The organism is Paenibacillus sp. FSL H8-0282 (assembly GCF_037963825.1).
Classification (GTDB): Bacteria; Bacillota; Bacilli; order Paenibacillales; family Paenibacillaceae; genus Paenibacillus_AQ; species Paenibacillus_AQ odorifer.
Genome location: NZ_CP150146.1, coordinates 4,667,893 through 4,686,047, shown reverse-complemented (window position 1 = coordinate 4,686,047; position 18,155 = coordinate 4,667,893). Strand labels below are relative to the sequence as shown.

The 18,155-nt window shown below is 45.0% G+C and carries 21 protein-coding genes; 20 read left to right on the top strand and 1 reads right to left on the bottom strand.

From position 1 onward, the window contains the following. Positions 1 to 9 precede the first annotated feature (9 nt). Entirely contained in the window at positions 10 to 906 is an 897-nt protein-coding gene (locus tag NST94_RS20345; protein ID WP_076184237.1) for a polysaccharide deacetylase family protein, read from the bottom strand. Between the two features lie 94 nt (positions 907 to 1,000). Here NST94_RS20345 and NST94_RS20340 point away from each other — a divergent pair, with 94 nt between their 5' ends. The 20 genes from NST94_RS20340 (at position 1,001) to NST94_RS20245 (ending at position 18,155) form a co-directional block, all read left to right on the top strand. Next, complete coding sequence (locus NST94_RS20340; protein WP_280753027.1) at positions 1,001 to 1,372, top strand: hypothetical protein; 372 nt, start codon at positions 1,001 to 1,003, stop codon at positions 1,370 to 1,372. A gap of 234 nt (positions 1,373 to 1,606) precedes the next feature. Beyond that, on the top strand, positions 1,607 to 2,221 hold the full coding sequence (locus NST94_RS20335; RefSeq protein ID WP_036676203.1) for a genetic competence negative regulator: 615 nt from the start codon (positions 1,607 to 1,609) through the stop codon (positions 2,219 to 2,221). Between the two features lie 152 nt (positions 2,222 to 2,373). Further along, positions 2,374 to 3,069 (top strand): glutamic-type intramembrane protease PrsW, encoded by a 696-nt coding sequence (prsW, locus tag NST94_RS20330; protein WP_076134692.1) that lies wholly within the window; start codon positions 2,374 to 2,376, stop codon positions 3,067 to 3,069. A gap of 322 nt (positions 3,070 to 3,391) precedes the next feature. Continuing rightward, positions 3,392 to 4,750, top strand: a complete 1,359-nt coding sequence (ypeB, locus tag NST94_RS20325; protein ID WP_076127490.1) for a germination protein YpeB — start codon at positions 3,392 to 3,394, stop codon at positions 4,748 to 4,750. Positions 4,751 to 4,883: 133 nt separating this feature from the next. Beyond that, complete coding sequence (locus tag NST94_RS20320; protein ID WP_036676209.1) at positions 4,884 to 5,537, top strand: flagellar brake domain-containing protein; 654 nt, start codon at positions 4,884 to 4,886, stop codon at positions 5,535 to 5,537. A gap of 207 nt (positions 5,538 to 5,744) precedes the next feature. Next, positions 5,745 to 6,455 carry a (d)CMP kinase gene (gene cmk, locus NST94_RS20315; RefSeq protein ID WP_254848699.1) on the top strand — a complete coding sequence of 237 codons (711 nt, stop codon included), beginning with the start codon at positions 5,745 to 5,747 and terminating at the stop codon, positions 6,453 to 6,455. Further along, positions 6,452 to 7,039, top strand: a complete 588-nt coding sequence (locus tag NST94_RS20310) for a lysophospholipid acyltransferase family protein (protein ID WP_036676211.1) — start codon at positions 6,452 to 6,454, stop codon at positions 7,037 to 7,039. Before cmk ends, NST94_RS20310 begins: the two co-directional genes overlap by 4 nt. Before the next feature lie 174 nt (positions 7,040 to 7,213). After that, positions 7,214 to 8,536 carry a 30S ribosomal protein S1 gene (gene rpsA, locus NST94_RS20305; RefSeq protein WP_280753028.1) on the top strand — a complete coding sequence of 441 codons (1,323 nt, stop codon included), beginning with the start codon at positions 7,214 to 7,216 and terminating at the stop codon, positions 8,534 to 8,536. Positions 8,537 to 8,712: 176 nt separating this feature from the next. Further along, positions 8,713 to 10,038 (top strand): ribosome biogenesis GTPase Der, encoded by a 1,326-nt coding sequence (gene der / locus NST94_RS20300; RefSeq protein ID WP_036676212.1) that lies wholly within the window; start codon positions 8,713 to 8,715, stop codon positions 10,036 to 10,038. Between the two features lie 12 nt (positions 10,039 to 10,050). After that, the gene (plsY, locus tag NST94_RS20295) at positions 10,051 to 10,668 is read left to right on the top strand and encodes a glycerol-3-phosphate 1-O-acyltransferase PlsY (protein WP_036676213.1); all 618 of its coding nucleotides are present in this window, start codon (positions 10,051 to 10,053) and stop codon (positions 10,666 to 10,668) included. Next, positions 10,661 to 11,701, top strand: coding sequence for an NAD(P)H-dependent glycerol-3-phosphate dehydrogenase (locus tag NST94_RS20290; RefSeq protein WP_076127494.1), 1,041 nt, complete (start codon positions 10,661 to 10,663; stop codon positions 11,699 to 11,701). Before plsY ends, NST94_RS20290 begins: the two co-directional genes overlap by 8 nt. A gap of 66 nt (positions 11,702 to 11,767) precedes the next feature. Next, positions 11,768 to 12,043: a stage VI sporulation protein F gene (locus NST94_RS20285; protein WP_038572437.1), complete on the top strand. Its 276-nt coding sequence runs from the start codon at positions 11,768 to 11,770 to the stop codon at positions 12,041 to 12,043. Between the two features lie 199 nt (positions 12,044 to 12,242). Then, complete coding sequence (locus NST94_RS20280; protein ID WP_036676218.1) at positions 12,243 to 12,422, top strand: DUF2768 family protein; 180 nt, start codon at positions 12,243 to 12,245, stop codon at positions 12,420 to 12,422. A 34-nt stretch (positions 12,423 to 12,456) separates the two neighbouring features. Next, positions 12,457 to 12,825, top strand: coding sequence for a 2Fe-2S iron-sulfur cluster-binding protein (locus NST94_RS20275; RefSeq protein WP_036676220.1), 369 nt, complete (start codon positions 12,457 to 12,459; stop codon positions 12,823 to 12,825). A 30-nt stretch (positions 12,826 to 12,855) separates the two neighbouring features. Next, positions 12,856 to 13,602: a hypothetical protein gene (locus NST94_RS20270; RefSeq protein ID WP_280753029.1), complete on the top strand. Its 747-nt coding sequence runs from the start codon at positions 12,856 to 12,858 to the stop codon at positions 13,600 to 13,602. 437 nt (positions 13,603 to 14,039) lie between these two features. Further along, on the top strand, positions 14,040 to 15,518 hold the full coding sequence (gene spoIVA / locus NST94_RS20265; RefSeq protein WP_036676222.1) for a stage IV sporulation protein A: 1,479 nt from the start codon (positions 14,040 to 14,042) through the stop codon (positions 15,516 to 15,518). Between the two features lie 377 nt (positions 15,519 to 15,895). After that, positions 15,896 to 16,168, top strand: a complete 273-nt coding sequence (locus NST94_RS20260) for an HU family DNA-binding protein (RefSeq protein ID WP_036676223.1) — start codon at positions 15,896 to 15,898, stop codon at positions 16,166 to 16,168. Between the two features lie 116 nt (positions 16,169 to 16,284). Further along, positions 16,285 to 16,533 (top strand): trp RNA-binding attenuation protein MtrB, encoded by a 249-nt coding sequence (gene mtrB / locus NST94_RS20255; RefSeq protein ID WP_051490908.1) that lies wholly within the window; start codon positions 16,285 to 16,287, stop codon positions 16,531 to 16,533. Between the two features lie 94 nt (positions 16,534 to 16,627). Next, positions 16,628 to 17,170: a hypothetical protein gene (locus NST94_RS20250; protein ID WP_280753030.1), complete on the top strand. Its 543-nt coding sequence runs from the start codon at positions 16,628 to 16,630 to the stop codon at positions 17,168 to 17,170. 91 nt (positions 17,171 to 17,261) lie between these two features. Next, on the top strand, positions 17,262 to 18,155 hold the full coding sequence (locus NST94_RS20245; protein WP_232061419.1) for a heptaprenyl diphosphate synthase component 1: 894 nt from the start codon (positions 17,262 to 17,264) through the stop codon (positions 18,153 to 18,155).

The following is an 18,155-nucleotide window of genomic DNA, read 5'->3' as shown; positions in this document are numbered from 1 at the left end:
ATGAGAAGATCAACGCATTTTTAGCTCAATGCTGCGCGGATCAACAAAGCTGTAGCCTTTACCCTCAAGTGTAGTGAGCAAGGTATCCAGTCCCTCAACGGTCCATGGTAGCTCATGCATCAGGATATTACTGCCGGAATGCAGCTGATCGGTAACATTACTGATCAATTTTTCTGTCTTACCCGTTTCCTTTTCTTTCATTTCCCAGTCAAGTGAGCCTACAGACCAGGTCATGTATAACATTCCATTCTCAGCCGCGACCTTCTTGCCAACATCCCCGCCGGCACCATGTGGCGGACGGAAAAAGTGAGGAGCTTCTCCCAATGTTTCTTTGACAATATCTTGAACGTCTTCGATTTGCTTTTTAACCTCAGTATAGGACTTGTCTTTCAATACAATATGATCCCAGCTGTGGTTGCCGATAATTCCACCGCGGTTATGTATTAACTCCAGAAGCTCAGGATGCTCCTTAACACGATAACCATTTACGAAAAAGATGGCTTTAGCTTGATGTTTGTCCAGAACATCCATCAAAGGGTTAATCATTGCCGCATCTTTAGGACCGTCGTCAAAAGTGAGCAGAACCACTTTTTTATTTGTAGCTTCCTCATTAGGGACGATGTCGTAATTTTTGTTCATATGGTACAGCAGTGGAATTTCAGCGGATGCTTCACCCTTACTGGCTGTACTATTTCCTGTAGTACCTCCATCTGCTGTTGCTTCAGGGGTAGGACTGGCTGTTGCTTCAGGTGCTGGCGCCGTAGTTTCTGCGCTTTGTGTAGCTGCCGCCGTGGGCGGATTGTTTGTGGTGTTTGTTTCCTTGGCTGTATTTCCATTTGCACCGCTGTTGCCACAGGCTGTAAGCAGCAAGGTAGCCAATAGGAGCACTGATGTCATTTTACCCACTTTTTTCAACTCGCTTTCTTGTTATTAGGTTGTATGAGCCGGAATCTTTCCGCGAACACTAAACATGATTTTACCATACAAGGAGGCTGGAAATATGAATACTTCGTCATTTTTATGCGGGGTGCTGATGGGCGCCGCAGCCAGTATGATTATGTCCAAAAAGCGGAATTCTTTAATGTCTTCGCTAGGGCAATCGGGTGGTTCCATGAGTGGGGCTGCAGATAAAGCAAAAGAAAAAATAATCGGTATGGCCACGACTGGTTTTGGTAACACTGCTGTTTCAAGCAGTAATGCTCAAAGTAACGGTTCAAGCAGCGCAACCTCTGATGATAAGACTGAATCACCAGTGAAGTCGAAGGAATCCAATCTTAAATTGTTAAAGGAATTCATTCGCAGCAATCCTGAAGTAAAGAGCGAAGTAGAGCAGATTCTTAAAGAAACGCATACAACCATACCGGGATTGTAACCGTAAAGGACTCCATCAGAATCATTTTGGGGATGAAATATTCCGCAGAATGATTCTTTTTTATTATTCAGGGCCTTGAAAATGGTTTATTCAATAGAGAGGATTTTATATATTTATTTACGTGCATTTATCTCGGCAAAATGATAACATACTTACATAGTAACCATTTTTGGCTCATTACTCGGGACTCATCATACATTATAATAAATGAGCTTGCAAAAGGAGGATCCTGTCATGAGAATAGAGCGATTAAGTCAAGATAAGATACGGATTTTCCTCACTTTTGACGACCTGAGCGAGCGGGGCATCCAGAAGGAAGACATGTGGCAGGAAGTTCCTAAGGTTCATGACCTGTTTACGGAGATGATGGATCAAGCATATAGTGAACTAGGTTTTGATGCCACGGGTCCGCTTGCCGTAGAAGTTTTCGCATTGCCCGCGCAAGGCATGGTCGTTATAGTGACCCGAGGAAAATATGATCACCATCAGTACGGTGCGTCCGGGGAAGAAGAATTGCCAGAAGAGATTTATGAAATGGAAGTTACTCTTGAACAAAGCGACTCCATTGTATATGCATTCCGCGATTTCGAGGTTCTGGTTGAAGCGGCTCATGTGCTCATCGGTAATATTACTTCCCAGGGGAAACTGTATTCTTATAACAATAAATGGTATCTGTATTTCGATCCAAAGGAATTTGAAGAAACGGCGTTGTCAGGTCTTGTTGGCGTACTTGCTGAGTTTGGAGATTCCTCACCGGTCACAGAAGCTGTTCTCGATGAATACGGGAAAACAGTGATGCCGGAGAATGCGGTCCAGTTATTGTGCACTCATTTTAAGCGTCAGGAGTAATTAGGCAAGACTAGGGGCTGATGACCATTGTTTAGGCCGATCAGCCCTAGTCTTGTTGTTGGTGATATGTCGGTCATTCTTGTATCAAAGTTATCATCTACCTTGCTGTGTAACGGCAGTAATAGGGTTTAGGGGTGTAGGGAGGTTATTCGGTGCTCGTGTTATCGGTCATTACGTCGGCAGTAGCGCCGGGACTTGCTCTGTTGACCTTTTTTTATCTGAAAGACAAGTATGATCAAGAACCGCTTCATGTAGTCATTAAAGTATTCTTGCTCGGCCTTCTGATTGTGTTTCCAGTAATGATCATTCAGAGAGGGCTGATGCTGGGACTAAATGGTGGTCCCTACGTGGAGTCGTTTCTCATATCCGCTGGCGTGGAAGAATGTCTAAAGTGGTTTGTGCTGTACCATATGATTTACAATCATACCGAATTTGACGAGCCATATGATGGGATACTATACGCTGTGGCGATTTCGCTCGGCTTCGCAACAATAGAAAATGTAATGTACGCTTGGTATAGCAACGCTTCTATCGGATCAATGTTTCTAAGAGCACTTCTTCCGGTTTCTGGACACGCTATGTTTGGTGTGATCATGGGCTACCATATGGGAAGGGCGAAGTTCTCAAAAGGAGTTCATACCCGCAGAATTCTGGTGTTTTCTCTCCTGTTGCCATGGATGTGGCATGGGATATATGACTTTATTTTGAGTACGACAGCCAACTATTGGATATGGTTTATTGTGCCTCTGATGGCTATCCTATGGTATGGAGGTATGGGAAAGGTTGCTAGGGCCAACAGCCGTTCTCCTTTCCGCTTTCTGAAACGTGAAGAAGAGGTTAACCTATAATCGAGATGGACACACTTATATTCGAAGGGCAGTTCCTAGTAAGGAATTCCAGAGAGGAGAGAGGTGTCTTTTTTTGCGTATAAAAGTACGTATCGTTTGCAAACAGTGTGGTGAGACCTACATATTAAGAGGGATTAAAGAGCATGGTGTCATTCAAACCGGCTTTAAACAATGCCTTTGCAGTAATAGCAGTGGCTTTGAGATTGAAGAGAGAGCATGAACGGACGTTATAGTCACATTGTGTAGCAACTTCAGTGCATAAGACTCCTAGTTTATTGTCAAACTAACGCCAATAAGCTATCGAAAGGAGTCTTGTAGCCCTATGTACAAAAGATTAAGTGCTGTAATGTTCCCGCTGACCGCGCTGCTGCTGATTGGTGCGCTTGTGTGGGGTTATCAGGAGAATCAGGAGAAGAATTCAATACTAATTAAGGCGGAGAACCAATATCAACGCGCCTTTCATGATTTGTCCTATCATGTGGACCGTCTTCATGGTGAGCTTGGAAATACGCTTGCGGTTAACTCTGCTTCTAATGGGATGCACCGCAAAGGACTTGTGAATGTGTGGCGGATGACTAGTGAGGCCCAAAATGAGATTAACCAGCTGCCGTTGACCTTGCTGCCATTTAGCAAAACAGAGGAGTTTCTGTCCAAAATCTCCAACTTTTCTTATAAAGCCGGGATTCGTGACTTCACTAAAAAACCTCTGACAGATGGAGAGCTGAGCAATCTAAAAGCATTGTACAAGAACTCAGGAGAAATCTCTAAGGATTTGCAAGAGGTACAAAATAAAGTCATTGGCAATCGGCTGCGCTGGATGGATGTTGAAACGGCGTTGGCGACAGAAAATAAAGCGGAGGACAACACGATTATTGACGGCTTCAAAACAGTGGATAAACGTGTAGGGGCATACCCTGAGCTAGACTGGGGACCTTCAGTAGCAAGCATCTACGATAAACGTTCCGTCAAAATGCTCGGAGGTACCCCCGTGACTGCCGAAGACATCAAACGTAAGGCGTTGAAGTTCGCGGATGCGGGCTCCAATGCTAAAGTGGATGTTAAAGAAAATGGGAAGAACACTGAATGGCCATCCTATACAGCAACTGTTAGCGCTTCGAATAAGAAGCACACCATTAGTATGGATTTCACCAAAAATGGCGGGTTGCTGATCTCTTATTATGACAACCGTGAGGTTGGCCCTGCCAAAGTTTCTATTAAAGAAGCCGTTACCAAAGCAGAGCAGTTTCTTGAGAAAAAAGGATATCCCCATATGACTGCAGTCAGCGCTGATCGTTACGATAATATCGGGAATTTGACCTTTGTAACCAAACAGAATGATGTATTGATTTATCCTGAAAAGATGACCATTCGTATGGGGCTGGATACAGGTGATACCATCGGTTTTGAGGCCAGCGAATACGTCAATGAGCACAAGGACAACCGGAAGCTTCCAAAACCAAAGCTTACCCTTGCAGAGGCGAGAAAATTTCTGAATTCTGATTTCAAGGAACAATACAATCGCTTGTCCTGGATTAAAAATGATGATTCCGTCGAGGTCTTGACTTACGAGTTCGGTGGAGGGGTCAATGGCTCAAAGTATCGTATTTACATTAACGCCGAGGATGGCATTGAAGAGTCTGTGGAAGAAATCAGACCTTCTTCGGGGTCTGAGGCAAAATAAAGGGAGGGCGCATCCAGCAGTTGGGTGCGTCCCTTTTTTTTGCAATATCTATAAAATATATCTGACTGGCTGATATTCCCATGCTATAATCAGGGGTAGTGATAATTACTAAACTGATGTGGCGGTGACATCTTTGTATCCTAAAATTAACGAATATCTATACATACAGGTTGCTTCCAGTGACGCTGCTGAAGCAGAAGTTGAATATAGATCAAGAATTGCAGAGACGGAAGAAGACGCATTCCTGATTGAAATTCCTATGCAGGAGAGCAATGGTCGTCTAAAAAGGCTCTTTATGGGGGACGAGCTTTCGGTTTATTTTTTAACTGAGGGTGGCATCAAAAATTACTTTAATACTTATGTACTGGGCTTTAAAGAAGATGTAATTCGTATGGTCCGGATTCAAAAGCCGGAGACAGATTCGATTTTTAAGATCCAGAGAAGAAGCTTTTTCCGAGTGAATGCAGATCTAGAGCTTGCTGTGAAGGATAGCCTTGGCAAACGGTTCCTGGTTCGTACAGATGATATTGGTGGTGGAGGAATCTCCTTTTTGGTGGATAACCAGGTTAAGCTGGAGGTTGGTAATAAATTGTCCTGCTGGGTACTGGTACCTTATCGAAACGGAAGCACGGAGCATGTCAATTTTGAAGGTGAAGTAGTGCGCATTAAAAAGCTAGAGAATGGACGCCTTTTAGCGATGTTGAAATTTGTCGCTATTTCAGATTTGGAACGCCAGAAAATTATCCGTTATTGCTTCGAACGTCAGTTTGATTTCCGCAACAGATAAGCGTTTTTTACAGCTCTATTAAGCTGTCTGATTTTGCACTGAAGTATAAACTGTGGTATAATTTTATAAGTCGCAGGCAATGCCTGCTTTTTTCTTGATAATATCATCAAGCATAACAATTTATGTGTGCTCCTTGATATTGCAGGAATAGTTTTCGTAACGCTAGATGCTTTTTTTATGAAAGAGTGTTTGAGGAGGAATGCCCCGTTGGATAGGCAGGGTACACATACTTATGACAGAATAAACGTCGCCATCGACGGACCTGCCGGGGCAGGCAAGAGCACTGTAGCCCGATTGGTAGCCCAGAAGTTGTCTTATATCTATGTCGATACTGGTGCAATGTACCGGGCAATCACCTGGTATATGATCCAAGAAGGCATTGAACCGGAAGATCAGCATCGAGTGAACGAGAAGGTTCGCGACATGGTGATTGAACTTATTCCGGAACGAGACATTCAGAAGGTGCTGATTAATGGGGAAGACGTGACCCCACATATTCGGAGCCTTCAGGTTAGCGGCCTTGTGTCGCAGTATGCGAAAATCGAGGATGTAAGATCCAGACTGAGTCAATTGCAGCGTCAGATGGCGCTTCGCAAAGGCGTGGTAATGGATGGCCGCGATATCGGTACAACCGTGCTGCCGGATGCCGAGGTAAAGATTTTTATGACGGCAAGTGTGGAAGAACGAGCTCTCCGTCGTTATAAGGAACTGAGAGACGCGGAATCGGTGACGCTTCAGCAGCTTGAACACGATATTGCAAAGCGGGACCGTCTGGATGAAGGACGGGAGATTTCACCGCTGCGCCGTGCAGAAGATGCTATTCTTCTGGATACGACCTTAATGAATATCGATCAAGTTGTGGAGGCCATTGTATCCCACTGTAGATCTCATGTTGACGGGGAGAGAAATCATTTATGATTTATGCAATTTGTGTTGGATTGCTTCGCTTGATTTACGCAATCCTTTTCCCACTTAAGATTGTGGGGAAAGAAAATGTGCCAAAGGAGGGCGGGGTACTGCTCTGCGCTAACCACATTAGTCTGCTTGATCCAATGACTATTGGAATTAAGCTGGACCGTCAGGTAAAGTATATGGCTAAGGCTGAACTGTTTGAGGTTCCGGTGCTTGGCTGGCTCATTAATAAATTGGGTGCTTTTCCGGTGAAACGTGGCGGCGTAAGCAAAGAATCCATAAAAACGGCCCTTAACACACTTCGTAATGGTAATGTCATGGGTATCTTCCCGGAGGGTACGCGTAACTCTGATGCCGGAGTGGCCAAGAAGGGTGCTGCTAGCTTTGCACTTCGAAGTGGCGCAGCAGTTATTCCAGCGGCTATTATCGGCCAGTATAAACCCTTTCGACGCATGGTCGTTGTCTACGGTGCTCCTGTAGACCTTAGTCAATTTGCCGGTGCGGGGAGCGAATCTCTCGAGGCTGTTACCGATGTCATTATGGATCGCATCCGTGAGATGAAAGAGACAGGTAAACCAAGTGCTAGTTAAGGGATGAGCAGAACAACAAATTTTGCCCAATGTTTTGATTAAATAACGGCATAGCCGCTATTTTTTGGAACATACTATCATCAAGTGTAAGTGAAATATTATGCATTGCTTGTTTTGAACTCTGCTATACGCAGGTTTAAATAAATGGGGTTTTGAATCGAGGAGGCTAATCACATGTCTGAAGAAATTAAAAATCAGGAAGCTGCGGAAAAGAATGAATCCGTAGAAGCGGTGGATTCCGCTGTGACAGAAAATAACGGAGCTGTAGAAGAAGTTGCTGCCGTTAACGAAGAAGAAGTGACTAACCAAGCTGACTTGGAAATCATTTCTCTGAAAAAAGGCGATACCGTGAAAGGAACAATCGTCAAAATCGAAGATAACCAAGCTTATGTAAGCATTGGATATAAATACGACGGTGTGATTCCAATTCGCGAATTGTCCGCAGTACAACTGGACAACGCTGCTGCAGCAGTAGAAGTTGGACAGGAAGTAGAATGTAAAGTTGTCAGCATCAACGACAACAAGGAAAGCCTTGTTCTTTCCAAACGTGCTGTTGATAGTGAAAAATCATGGGAAGATCTTGAGAAATACTTCGCTTCCCAAGAAGCTTTCGAAGTTACTGTGGCTGACGTTGTTAAAGGCGGCCTCGTAGCTGATGTTGGAGCTCGCGGATTTATCCCAGCTTCCATGGTAGAGCGTCACTTCGTTGAAGATTTCAGCGATTACAAAGGCCGTACCTTGCGCGTTAAAGTGAAAGAACTTGACCGTGAGAACAGCAAAGTAATCTTGTCTGCTAAAGAAGTTCTTGAAGAAGAATTCGAAGCTAACAAGCTGAAAATTATGGCTGAACTATCTGAAGGCCAAATCATCGAAGGTACAGTACAACGTCTGACTCAATTCGGCGCATTTGTTGATGTGGGCGGAGTTGACGGTCTTGTACACGTATCTGAAATCGCTTGGAGTCACGTAGAGAAACCTTCTGATGTAGTATCTGAAGGTGATAAAGTACGTGTTAAAGTATTGAAGGTTGATCCTGAAAAAGGAAAAATCAGCCTGAGCATCAAAGCTGCTGCTCCAGGTCCTTGGGACTCTGCTGCTGGCGAAATCAACATCGGTGATGTTGTAACAGGCGTTGTAAAACGTCTTGTGAACTTCGGAGCATTCGTAGAATTGCTTCCGGGTGTGGAAGGTCTTGTGCATATCTCACAAATCTCCCACAAACACATCGCTACTCCACACGAAGTATTGAAAGAAGGACAAGAAGTTCAAGTGAAAGTTCTGGACTTCAATCCATCCGAGAAACGTGTTAGCCTGAGCATCAAAGAAACTGAAGAAGCTCCAGCTCCATCTGCTAGACCTGAACGCAACAATAGCAGAGACAGAGCTCCTAAAGAAGTTCTGAACAACCCTAACGTTTCCCTTAGCAACGAAGGCCTTAGCTTTACGCTTGCTGAACGTTTTGGTGACAAGCTGGACAAATTTAAGGGTAATAACTAATCCCTAAACGAGCTTTTGAATATACGGGTAAAGTAATCGGCGAGCCCTCGATACGGGGGTTCGCCGATTGTCTTTTTTTCGGAACTGGTCGGATTATTGAGAGTTAACATGATTGTTAGCCAATTTAAATGTTTTTTGCTATGATGAGTAACGTAAGGATGACAGGAGGAATGAATATGGCAAGACCCGTTGTGGCAATTGTTGGGAGGCCTAACGTCGGAAAATCGACGATATTTAATCGGCTGATTGGCGATAGATTAGCCATTGTAGAAGATAAGCCGGGGATTACACGTGACCGGATTTATGGTATTTCAGATTGGAACGGTAAGTCGTTCAGTGTGATTGATACCGGAGGTATTGAAATTGATGGAGAAGATACAATTCTGAAATCAATCCGTGTTCAAGCGGAGCTGGCGATTGAAGAAGCGGATGTTATTGTATTTATGTGTGAGGCGAAGAGTGGTGTGACGAATTCAGATGAAGAGGTAGCTCAGATTCTGTTCCGTTCAGGTAAACCGGTCGTTCTTGCCATCAACAAAGTGGATAATATGAAGCGTGCGGATGATATTTATGAGTTCTATAGCCTTGGTTTTGGCGATCCAATCGGAATTTCTGGTAGTCACGGAACCGGACTCGGCGATTTGCTAGATGCTGTAGTTGAACGCCTACCTGAGAAAATAGATGATGAATACGATGAGGATGTCATTCGTGTAGCTTTGATTGGCCGTCCGAATGTAGGTAAATCCTCTCTGGTTAACGCGATTTTGGGCGAAGAACGTGTTATCGTCAGCGATATTGCAGGGACTACAAGAGATGCTATCGATACTCCTTTTGAACGTGATGGGCAACGTTATGTGCTTATCGATACGGCAGGTATGCGTAAAAAAGGCAAGGTATACGAGAACATTGAAAAATACAGTGTTATGCGAGCTATGCGTGCGATTGAACGGGCTGATGTGGTCCTCGTTGTAATTAACGGCGAAGAGGGCATCATCGATCAGGACAAGCATATTGCTGGTTATGCACATGAAGCTGGTAAAGCATCTATTTTTGTTGTCAACAAATGGGATGCCATTGTGAAAGACGATAAGACTATGCAGAACTTCGAGACTAAGATTCGTGACCATTTCTTGTTTATGAGTTACGCACCGGTTGTCTTTTTGTCGGCTTTAACCAAACAGCGTTTGCAAAAACTGCTGCCTGTTGTACAGCATGTATCTCAACAGCACGCACTGCGCATTACTACACATTTGGTGAACGACGTTGTATCTGATGCAATCGCGATTAACCCTCCACCAACTGACAAAGGCCGTCGCTTGCGTATTAACTATGTAACGCAGGTTGCGGTTAAGCCGCCTACGATTGTGGTGTTCGTGAATGATCCGTCGCTGATGCACTTCTCCTATGAACGTTATCTGGAGAATAAAATTCGCGCAGCATTTAATTTCGAAGGAACACCAATCCGTCTCTTTACACGGCGCAAATCCGAAAACGAAGGTTAGGGGAGAAGAAGTGTGGCGCTTGAACTTCTGGTTATCGTTGTAAGCTATTTGCTTGGTTCTGTCAGCTTTAGTGTACTGCTTGCAAAGTTGCTAAAGGGAATTGATATCCGTCAATACGGAAGCGGAAATGCGGGGGCTACCAATACACTGCGTGTATTGGGTAAAGGTCCTGCAATACTAGTGCTGTTGCTGGATGTGCTGAAAGGGGTGGCCGCTGTATGGTTAGGAACCTGGGTCGGCGGTTGGGGAACCTGGGTTCCGGCTCTTTGTGGAATCGCGGCCATCATCGGACATAATTGGCCGCTCTATTTTCGTTTTCGTGGGGGGAAAGGCATTGCTACTACGATCGGTGTTATGGCTACGCTTTGTTTATGGCCAGCGCTGCTCGCCGGTATCATCGCCATCCTGTCTATCTTTATCACACGTTACGTGTCCCTTGGCTCATTAATTTTTGTAGCACTGACACCAGTGGCTTTATTGTTGACAGGATTTACACAACCTGTGCTCTGGACCAGTATTATTATTGCGGTCTTCGCCTTCTGGCGGCACCGGACGAATATTGTAAAGATTGTAGAAGGCCGTGAGAACAAGATAGGCTCAAAAGTTAAAGGAGGGAATCGTGTTGTCTGATAAAGTTACCGTACTTGTAGCGGGGAGCTGGGGAACTGCGCTGGCTAGTGTGCTGGCTGCAAACCACTCGGAAGTTTATCTGTGGACACGCAACTCTGATCAAGCTGCCGAGATCAATGGCTCTCATACGAATAATAAGTATCTGCCTGGCATCGCACTGCCAGCTAACATTATTGCAACTACGGATATGGAAACGGCAGTGTCCGGTTCTAAGGCGGTTGTAATTGTAGCTCCGTCTTCAGGAATGCGGCAGGTTGCTCGCAGTCTGAAGCCATTCTGGAAGGATGACATGTTATGTGTTCATGCTACGAAGGGCTTTGAGTCGGAAAGCAATAAGCGGATGTCCATCGTAATTGCAGAGGAACTAGGCTGTGACGAAGGGCAGATCGTCGTCCTCTCCGGTCCAAGTCATGCAGAGGAAGTTGTACGCCGGTGTCCTACAACCGTTGTAGTTGCTTCACCTGATGACAAACGTAGCGCCGAAGCGCAGGAATTGTTCATCAACAACGATTTCCGTGTATATACGAATCGTGATCAGGTAGGGGTAGAGCTTGCCGGAGCTCTTAAGAATATTATTGCCCTTGGTGCAGGTCTATCCGATGGCCTTGGATATGGGGACAATGCTAAAGCAGCCCTTTTGACCCGTGGACTCGCCGAGATATCTCGGGTGGGAGTTGAGCTTGGAGCCAATCCTTTGACCTTTGCCGGCCTTGCCGGAATTGGCGACCTTGTTGTGACGGCTACTAGTCAGCACAGCCGTAACTGGCGCGCTGGGTCCATGCTTGGTCAAGGCAAGCCGCTGGCCGAGGTGCTGGAATCCATGGGGATGGTAGTCGAAGGTATTCGTACTACCGAAGCAGCTTATGCAATTTCGCTCAAGCTGGGTGTGCAGATGCCGATTACGGATCAGATTTATCATGTGCTCTTTCAAGGAAGAAGCCCACGCAGTGCGGTTGAAGCCTTGATGGGGCGTGATCGTAAGCCTGAGCTTGAGTCGATCTCCCAGGAAACTTGGGAGCAGTGGCATTCCTGATCCTGTTCACCTTTTTCCACAAATTCTCATATGTTGTAATGGGGATTGACGGAGGAGGGATGAAAAGTGAGCAGAGATTTTTCCAAGGATGCATTGAACGCCATTAACAAAAAGGCGGGCAAGAACATTACGGAAAGTGCCGTCAAAAAGCTAGCCAGTACGGTAAAGCCAGGAACTACGCAGAATGAAGCCCAGCTCCGCCAGTTAATTAAGCAGGTGTCATCAATGGCGAAAGTGCCGGTCAGTGAAGCTACTGTGCAGGAGATTATCAATGCCGTTAAAAAAGGCGGCGCAGGTTCCAGCACAATGGAGTCTTTAATGAAAATGATGCTTAAAAAATAGCTTTATGTTGGGTGAGCAAAAGAAAACGGATCAATGAATGATTCCGTCGTCTTTTGCTTTTTTTTTTATATTCCTGATAATTTTCACGAAGCGTAATCTATTTAAAATAATACATAAAAAATGATGTTTTTTTACAGAAAAGGATAAGGTCATGATATAATAGTCCCTAATAAATTACAGGCGAATGGGGGCTTTGACCATGGATCCGATGACAAAAATGTGGTTATCCCTGATTGCGATGCTGATTATGGGATTATCAGTATTTCTTATAACTTTTGCTCGGAGCAAAACCAAGGGATTGCTTAAGGCTGTACTGTCTATACTTGCTTTTGTCATCATGTTAGTGGGCCTATTGGGCGGAGTTGTTTCAATTATGTAAGCAGTTACATAGTGTTGAGGAAGGAAGTAACATCATGAAATCACAAAAAGGAGTTACCGTTGTATTTCAACCAGAAGGTCGTAAAGCTGTTGTGAACCGTGGCATTTCGTTATTAGAGGCTGCTCGTAAAGCAGGAGTGCCAATAACAACTAGATGCGGAGGCAAAGCAGGCTGTCTGATGTGCAAGGTTACAGTCGCGAAGGAAGAGGCTGCTGCAGTAAGGCCTCCCGGTGATATTGAGCGGCGTAAGCTTGGATCGGCCTTAGAAGAAGGAACGCGTCTGGCCTGTCAGGCTGCCGTATGGAGCGACGTAACCGTTCAGGTGCCGGAAGATCCACTGAAGGCTGCGGTGCGCCGTAAGCTTGAAGCAGCGCGGCGTGGGGAAGAAGATGAGCTGTGGTAGCGTAAGAATGTCACCGTGGGAGGGACTCGGTTGGAGTTTAAAGGATATAAAATGAAACTGAAGGCAGGGGCCAAGCTTTTGCTAGGGATGGTATCGCTCGCGCTTACGCTTTCGGGCTGTCTATACCCAGGTGAAGAGAAGCGGGCTAGTGTTAATTATCGGGAAAGTGTTAAACGGATACAAGCAGCCGTTGATGATTATCAACAGGAGGAAGGGGTACTGCCCATTCTTAATGCGGATGAAACTACTCCAAGGTATGAGAAGTTTCGTATTGACCTGGGGAAGTTGAATAATAAGGGATATTTGGATGATATACCGGCTACCGCTTTTGAGCAGGGTGGAAGTGCTTATTTTCTTATTTTGAATGAGGAAATTGATCCTGTGGTGAAGGTGATGGACCTTGTTACGGTTCAAAAGGTGAATGACGTGCAACGACAGGTTAACCGCTATAAATCAGCTCATGGCGGCAACCTGCCTGTGCTTGATGAGCTATACCCCGGATTGTATACCATTGATCATAAGCAGGCGGGTACAAGCTCTATAACCTTAACTAGCGTCTATTCCGGTCAAGTTCTTGACTTTATCATGGATAAGGATGGAACTGTCTACGTAGATTATGTTTTTGATATCATGGCTGCCGTCGATAAGAAGGGTGGAGAGCACGACAAGAATCAGGACTTGCGACTGGATCTGGAGGAAGCTTCATATTACGTTCCCGTAAAGTCTTTGCCGTATCTATGGATTAATAATCAGCCGATCCCACAGCCTCCAAGTTAGAGTTATAGTTTAAAAGCGTCTAAGCTTCGGTTTTATCCGGGGCATTAGGCGTTTTTTGTTTATAACCTTTTAATCTCAGCATCCACTAAAAATAGTTCTATCAACGAATCCTACCTCATAAGATGGATGAGTAAGCTTCCGGGCGTCAGACGCCTTGCGGCGCGCAGACTTAACTTTTTTTGAAATTACATTGGGAAATGCGCGAATACGGGTCATAAATTCGTTCCGGATACATATGATGATACTAGTCCAAATGCATGTCCGAGCATTCGGAGTTTAGCGCGGGGCAAGTACGTCCCGGTCGAAAGCAGCTAGGCTTCGGGCGGGCATACGATAAGTCCGGTTGATGTCCTGCAAGGGTCAGATTACCGGCGGAACGCGAAGTCGATGCTCTTCAGGCATTTTTTCTTCGGAGTAATATGAGGAGGGGATCTCTTTTGGAAAAAGTGGATATTTTCAAGGACATTGCCGAGCGTACCGGCGGAGACATTTATCTTGGCGTCGTCGGCGCGGTTCGCACGGGGAAATCGACATTTATCAAGCGCTTCATGGAAACAATTGTCCTGCCAAACATCACGAATGAGGCTGATCGAGTAAGAGCTGTGGATGAGCTTCCGCAAAGCGCAGCAGGCAAAACGATTATGACGACAGAACCGAAGTTTGTGCCAAACAACGCAGTCCAAATCAAGGTTGCGGAAGGGCTTGAGGTTAATGTTCGTCTGGTAGACTGTGTAGGTTACGCTGTAGAGGGTGCAAAAGGTTACGAGGATGAAAATGGACCACGTATGATCTCTACACCTTGGTTTGAAGAGCCTATTCCTTTTCAGGAAGCGGCAGAAATCGGGACACGTAAGGTTATTCAGGAGCATTCAACGCTAGGTGTAGTGGTAACAACAGATGGTACGATTGCAGAAATTCCGCGGAACTCGTACGTGGACTCTGAAGAGCGCGTCATTGCAGAGCTGAAGGAAGTGGGTAAGCCGTTTGTGCTTGTCATTAACTCCACCCGGCCACGCAGTGAGGAAGCGCAGCAGCTCCGTAACGAGCTAGCCATCAAATACGATATCCCAGTTATGACGCTAAGCGCCGCAAACATGAGCGAAGATGACGTAACTGGTGTGCTGCGGGAAGTGCTTTATGAATTCCCAGTGCATGAAGTAAATGTAAATCTGCCAAGCTGGGTTATGGTGCTTGGAGAAAACCACTGGCTACGTAGTAGTTATGAGAACTCCGTTCGCGATACGGTAAAAGACATTCGCCGCCTGAGGGATGTTGACCGCCTCGTATCTCAGTTCACCGAATATGACTTTATTGATAAAGCTGGCCTAAGTGGTATGAACATGGGTCAGGGTGTAGCAGAGATCGACCTGTATGCTCCAGAAGAGCTGTACGATCAAGTTCTGATGGAAGTGGTTGGGGTTGAGATCCGCGGTAAGGATCATTTGCTCCAGCTTATGCAGGAGTTCTCACATGCGAAACGAGAATACGACCGATTCTCAGAAGCTTTGGAAATGGTCAAGACTACTGGCTATGGTATCGCGGCTCCATCTTTAGCCGAAATGGCACTCGACGAGCCAGAACTGATTCGTCAGGGCTCTCGCTTCGGGGTTCGCTTAAAGGCTACGGCACCATCCATTCATATGATTCGGGTGGATGTGGAGTCTGAATTCTCGCCAATCATCGGAACGGAAAAGCAAAGCGAAGAGCTGGTTCGTTATCTGATGCAGGACTTTGAGAATGATCCTATTAAGATTTGGGAATCCGATATTTTTGGCCGCTCCCTGCACTCCATTGTAAGAGAAGGAATTCAAGGCAAGATAGCTATGATGCCGGATAATGCGCGCTACAAACTGCAAGAAACGCTTGGTCGCATTATAAATGAGGGTTCCGGCGGACTTATTGCAATTATTCTCTAAGCTGAATATAAATAAATTCAAAGAGTGGGAGAAATCCTGCTCTTTTTATTTGTATCTATCCTAAAACTTGATTCCTAGTTCCTATAATAACGGTGAATCTGACTCAATTATTCTGATGAAATAAAGACCTTAAATGCTCCTATAGGTCTAACAAATTAGATTGAATTTAGATAAATATGCAAGGATAGATGATAATTTCTGCTCCTTTTTTGAGTAACAGCTTGAATTTATGGATGGGCTGTATTACTATAAGTTTGTTGCGCTTCAAGGTCTAAGGGCGCCAAAGTTATGTTTTAAACGGGATTATCACGTATATTTTACGTTGAAACGGAAACAGTGTATGATACCGGAGAATTTACTCAGGGAGGTGAGAAAACATGAATAAATCAGATTTGATCAATGTAGTTACAGAAGCAACTGAACTTCCCAAGAAGGATGCTACTAAAGCTGTAGATGCGGTTTTCGAAGCAATTACAGAAGCACTGCAAAGCGGTGATAAAGTACAACTGGTTGGATTCGGAAACTTTGAAGTGCGTGAGCGTTCTGCACGTAAAGGCCGTAACCCGCAAACTGGTGAAGAAATCGAAATTCCTGCAAGCAAGGTACCGGCATTCAAACCCGGTAAGGCGCTGAAAGACGGAATCAAATAAAGATTTCTACATACCTATCCCATAGTCTTTTTAAGAACAACTATGCCGCCCTCCAAGGCGGCATTTGTTTTTTGAAATACTATGAACTGTATAATAGGTTTAGAGGAGGATGAGTGATGATGGATAAAAATACGGGTACTACTCCGCTTCCAACGGGCAGCGACTATATTGTGGTTAAGGCTAAAGATAATGGCGTTCAGGTCATTGGGTTAACCAGAGGTACAGATACACGTTTTCATCATACAGAGAAGCTGGATAAGGGTGAGGTATTGATTGCCCAGTTTACTGATCATACCTCAGCGATGAAGATCCGCGGTAAGGCTGAAATATGGACAAAGCACGGACAATTGGAAAGTGAAAGCTGAAAAGCAGGCATAGCCTGCTTTTTTTCAAAATATAGTAAAGAGAAATGATCGTATTCCGCTAAGAGTGGGAATTATGGATAAGGGGGGCGTGTTCATGAACAAGGCCTGGTGGGTTGGAGCCGTATTACTCTTGACTGCAACCTCTGCTGTAATATTGCCCAAAGTGGCAGATATGGATTCAACCTTACAGCAGAGAAATGGTGCAGTGGAGACTTTTACTGGCGGCCATAACACGGTGCTAGACAACGATAATCTTGTTGATGTTCTTGGCGCACTTCCATTGACCTTATCCATTGATAGCGTAGGCTGGGAGGATCACGTTCTGTCTCTGGATTTAAAAGTGAGCGGAAATGATCATGAACCCCAGGAGCTTTATCGAAATATGGCACAGACTATTTCTTTTGCTTTTCAAGAAACCTTGAATGTGGATCAGCTTCTGCTGCGCATCGTGGTCATGGATAAATGGCTGGATAGCCGCCGGCTGCTGCTAGCAGGGGATATCAGACGCGCGGAGTGGTCCGTTGAACTCCAGAATGAACTTCAGTCTGCGGGTAATCTCCCCATATCCGAGCGTCTCAAGACAGGCTTCCGTATTAGTGAGACTGAGCTCTGGAAGAAGCAGTTCATTTATCCTTGAGAAGAATAAAAGAAACTCAGTTGTATCACAGTGCGTGACAAAAAAACATGTGATATAATAGACAAGATTGTGAACAAAGGAATTAATATAAATGTCAATGGCTTCGGAGGCTGAAATGAAACCGTACTGCATACCGCAACTGGCAAAACCCTACACCGACTACGACATGATTCAGAAGCATACGGATTTGCCGCCGTTTTCTGATGGCCGGGGTCATTTGTTATATATTTTTCTAAACCATGGATCTTCTGTAAAAGGAAGTACTGGTGAGTTGTATACGCTCGTAACCGCACTTATTCAACTTGGACTAGATACACATGAGGTAATTGACCGCTCGAATGATAGACGCGGTGGAGATCCTATGCGTTCCCGTCAATTAAAGGTATTGGCTGGTGATTATTTTAGTAGCTGGTTTTACCATCTGCTTGCAAAGAGTGATCAGATTGAGATGGTTGGAATCTTGAGTAAGGCGATTGCTGATTTCAATGTCTTGAAAGCGAACCTCTATGTGAAGATGAGAGGAATCCGTCTTTCGGCTGAACAATACTTGCGGCACATGGTACAGCTCAATATGCGGCTGTTCCTTTCTTTTACGCCCATGATCGAGAATTCCTTAGTGGAATTGTGGGAGAAGTTATTGACAGAGTTCAGTCAGTGCGAAACTGTTGCCATAGAGCTTCAGCGTTGTGATAACCTTGAGAATGCAAGCAATGGTTATTGCTACTGGAAGATGCTGGAGTCAGCGACAGAGGAAGAACGCAAACAGCTTCAAGACCAGAACCTTGATCAGAAGGACTGGAAGATGCTGAAGATGAAATATAAATGTGATTCTCTGCTGACGGACAAGCTCCATCAGTCGATTCAGTCGATTCAGGGACTATTACAAAGCGTTAAAGACGAAAGCCTGCTTAGAGAGCTTGAGATAGCGCTGGATCGTATTCTCCTGCAGATGAAAGTCTCAGGACAAGCAGCCGTGGAGGGTTAG

Excerpts from the sequence above, each read along its gene's own strand:
- NST94_RS20340 (WP_280753027.1), top strand. The coding sequence starts at position 1,001 with ATGAATACTTCGTCATTTTTATGCGGGGTGCTGATGGGCGCCGCAGCC.
- NST94_RS20335 (WP_036676203.1), top strand. The coding sequence starts at position 1,607 with ATGAGAATAGAGCGATTAAGTCAAGATAAGATACGGATTTTCCTCACT.
- ypeB (WP_076127490.1), top strand. The coding sequence starts at position 3,392 with ATGTACAAAAGATTAAGTGCTGTAATGTTCCCGCTGACCGCGCTGCTG.
- NST94_RS20310 (WP_036676211.1), top strand. The coding sequence starts at position 6,452 with ATGATTTATGCAATTTGTGTTGGATTGCTTCGCTTGATTTACGCAATC.
- rpsA (WP_280753028.1), top strand. The coding sequence starts at position 7,214 with ATGTCTGAAGAAATTAAAAATCAGGAAGCTGCGGAAAAGAATGAATCC.
- der (WP_036676212.1), top strand. The coding sequence starts at position 8,713 with ATGGCAAGACCCGTTGTGGCAATTGTTGGGAGGCCTAACGTCGGAAAA.
- NST94_RS20280 (WP_036676218.1), top strand. The coding sequence starts at position 12,243 with ATGGATCCGATGACAAAAATGTGGTTATCCCTGATTGCGATGCTGATT.
- NST94_RS20275 (WP_036676220.1), top strand. The coding sequence starts at position 12,457 with ATGAAATCACAAAAAGGAGTTACCGTTGTATTTCAACCAGAAGGTCGT.
- NST94_RS20260 (WP_036676223.1), top strand. The coding sequence starts at position 15,896 with ATGAATAAATCAGATTTGATCAATGTAGTTACAGAAGCAACTGAACTT.
- mtrB (WP_051490908.1), top strand. The coding sequence starts at position 16,285 with ATGATGGATAAAAATACGGGTACTACTCCGCTTCCAACGGGCAGCGAC.
- NST94_RS20250 (WP_280753030.1), top strand. The coding sequence starts at position 16,628 with ATGAACAAGGCCTGGTGGGTTGGAGCCGTATTACTCTTGACTGCAACC.
- NST94_RS20245 (WP_232061419.1), top strand. The coding sequence starts at position 17,262 with ATGTCAATGGCTTCGGAGGCTGAAATGAAACCGTACTGCATACCGCAA.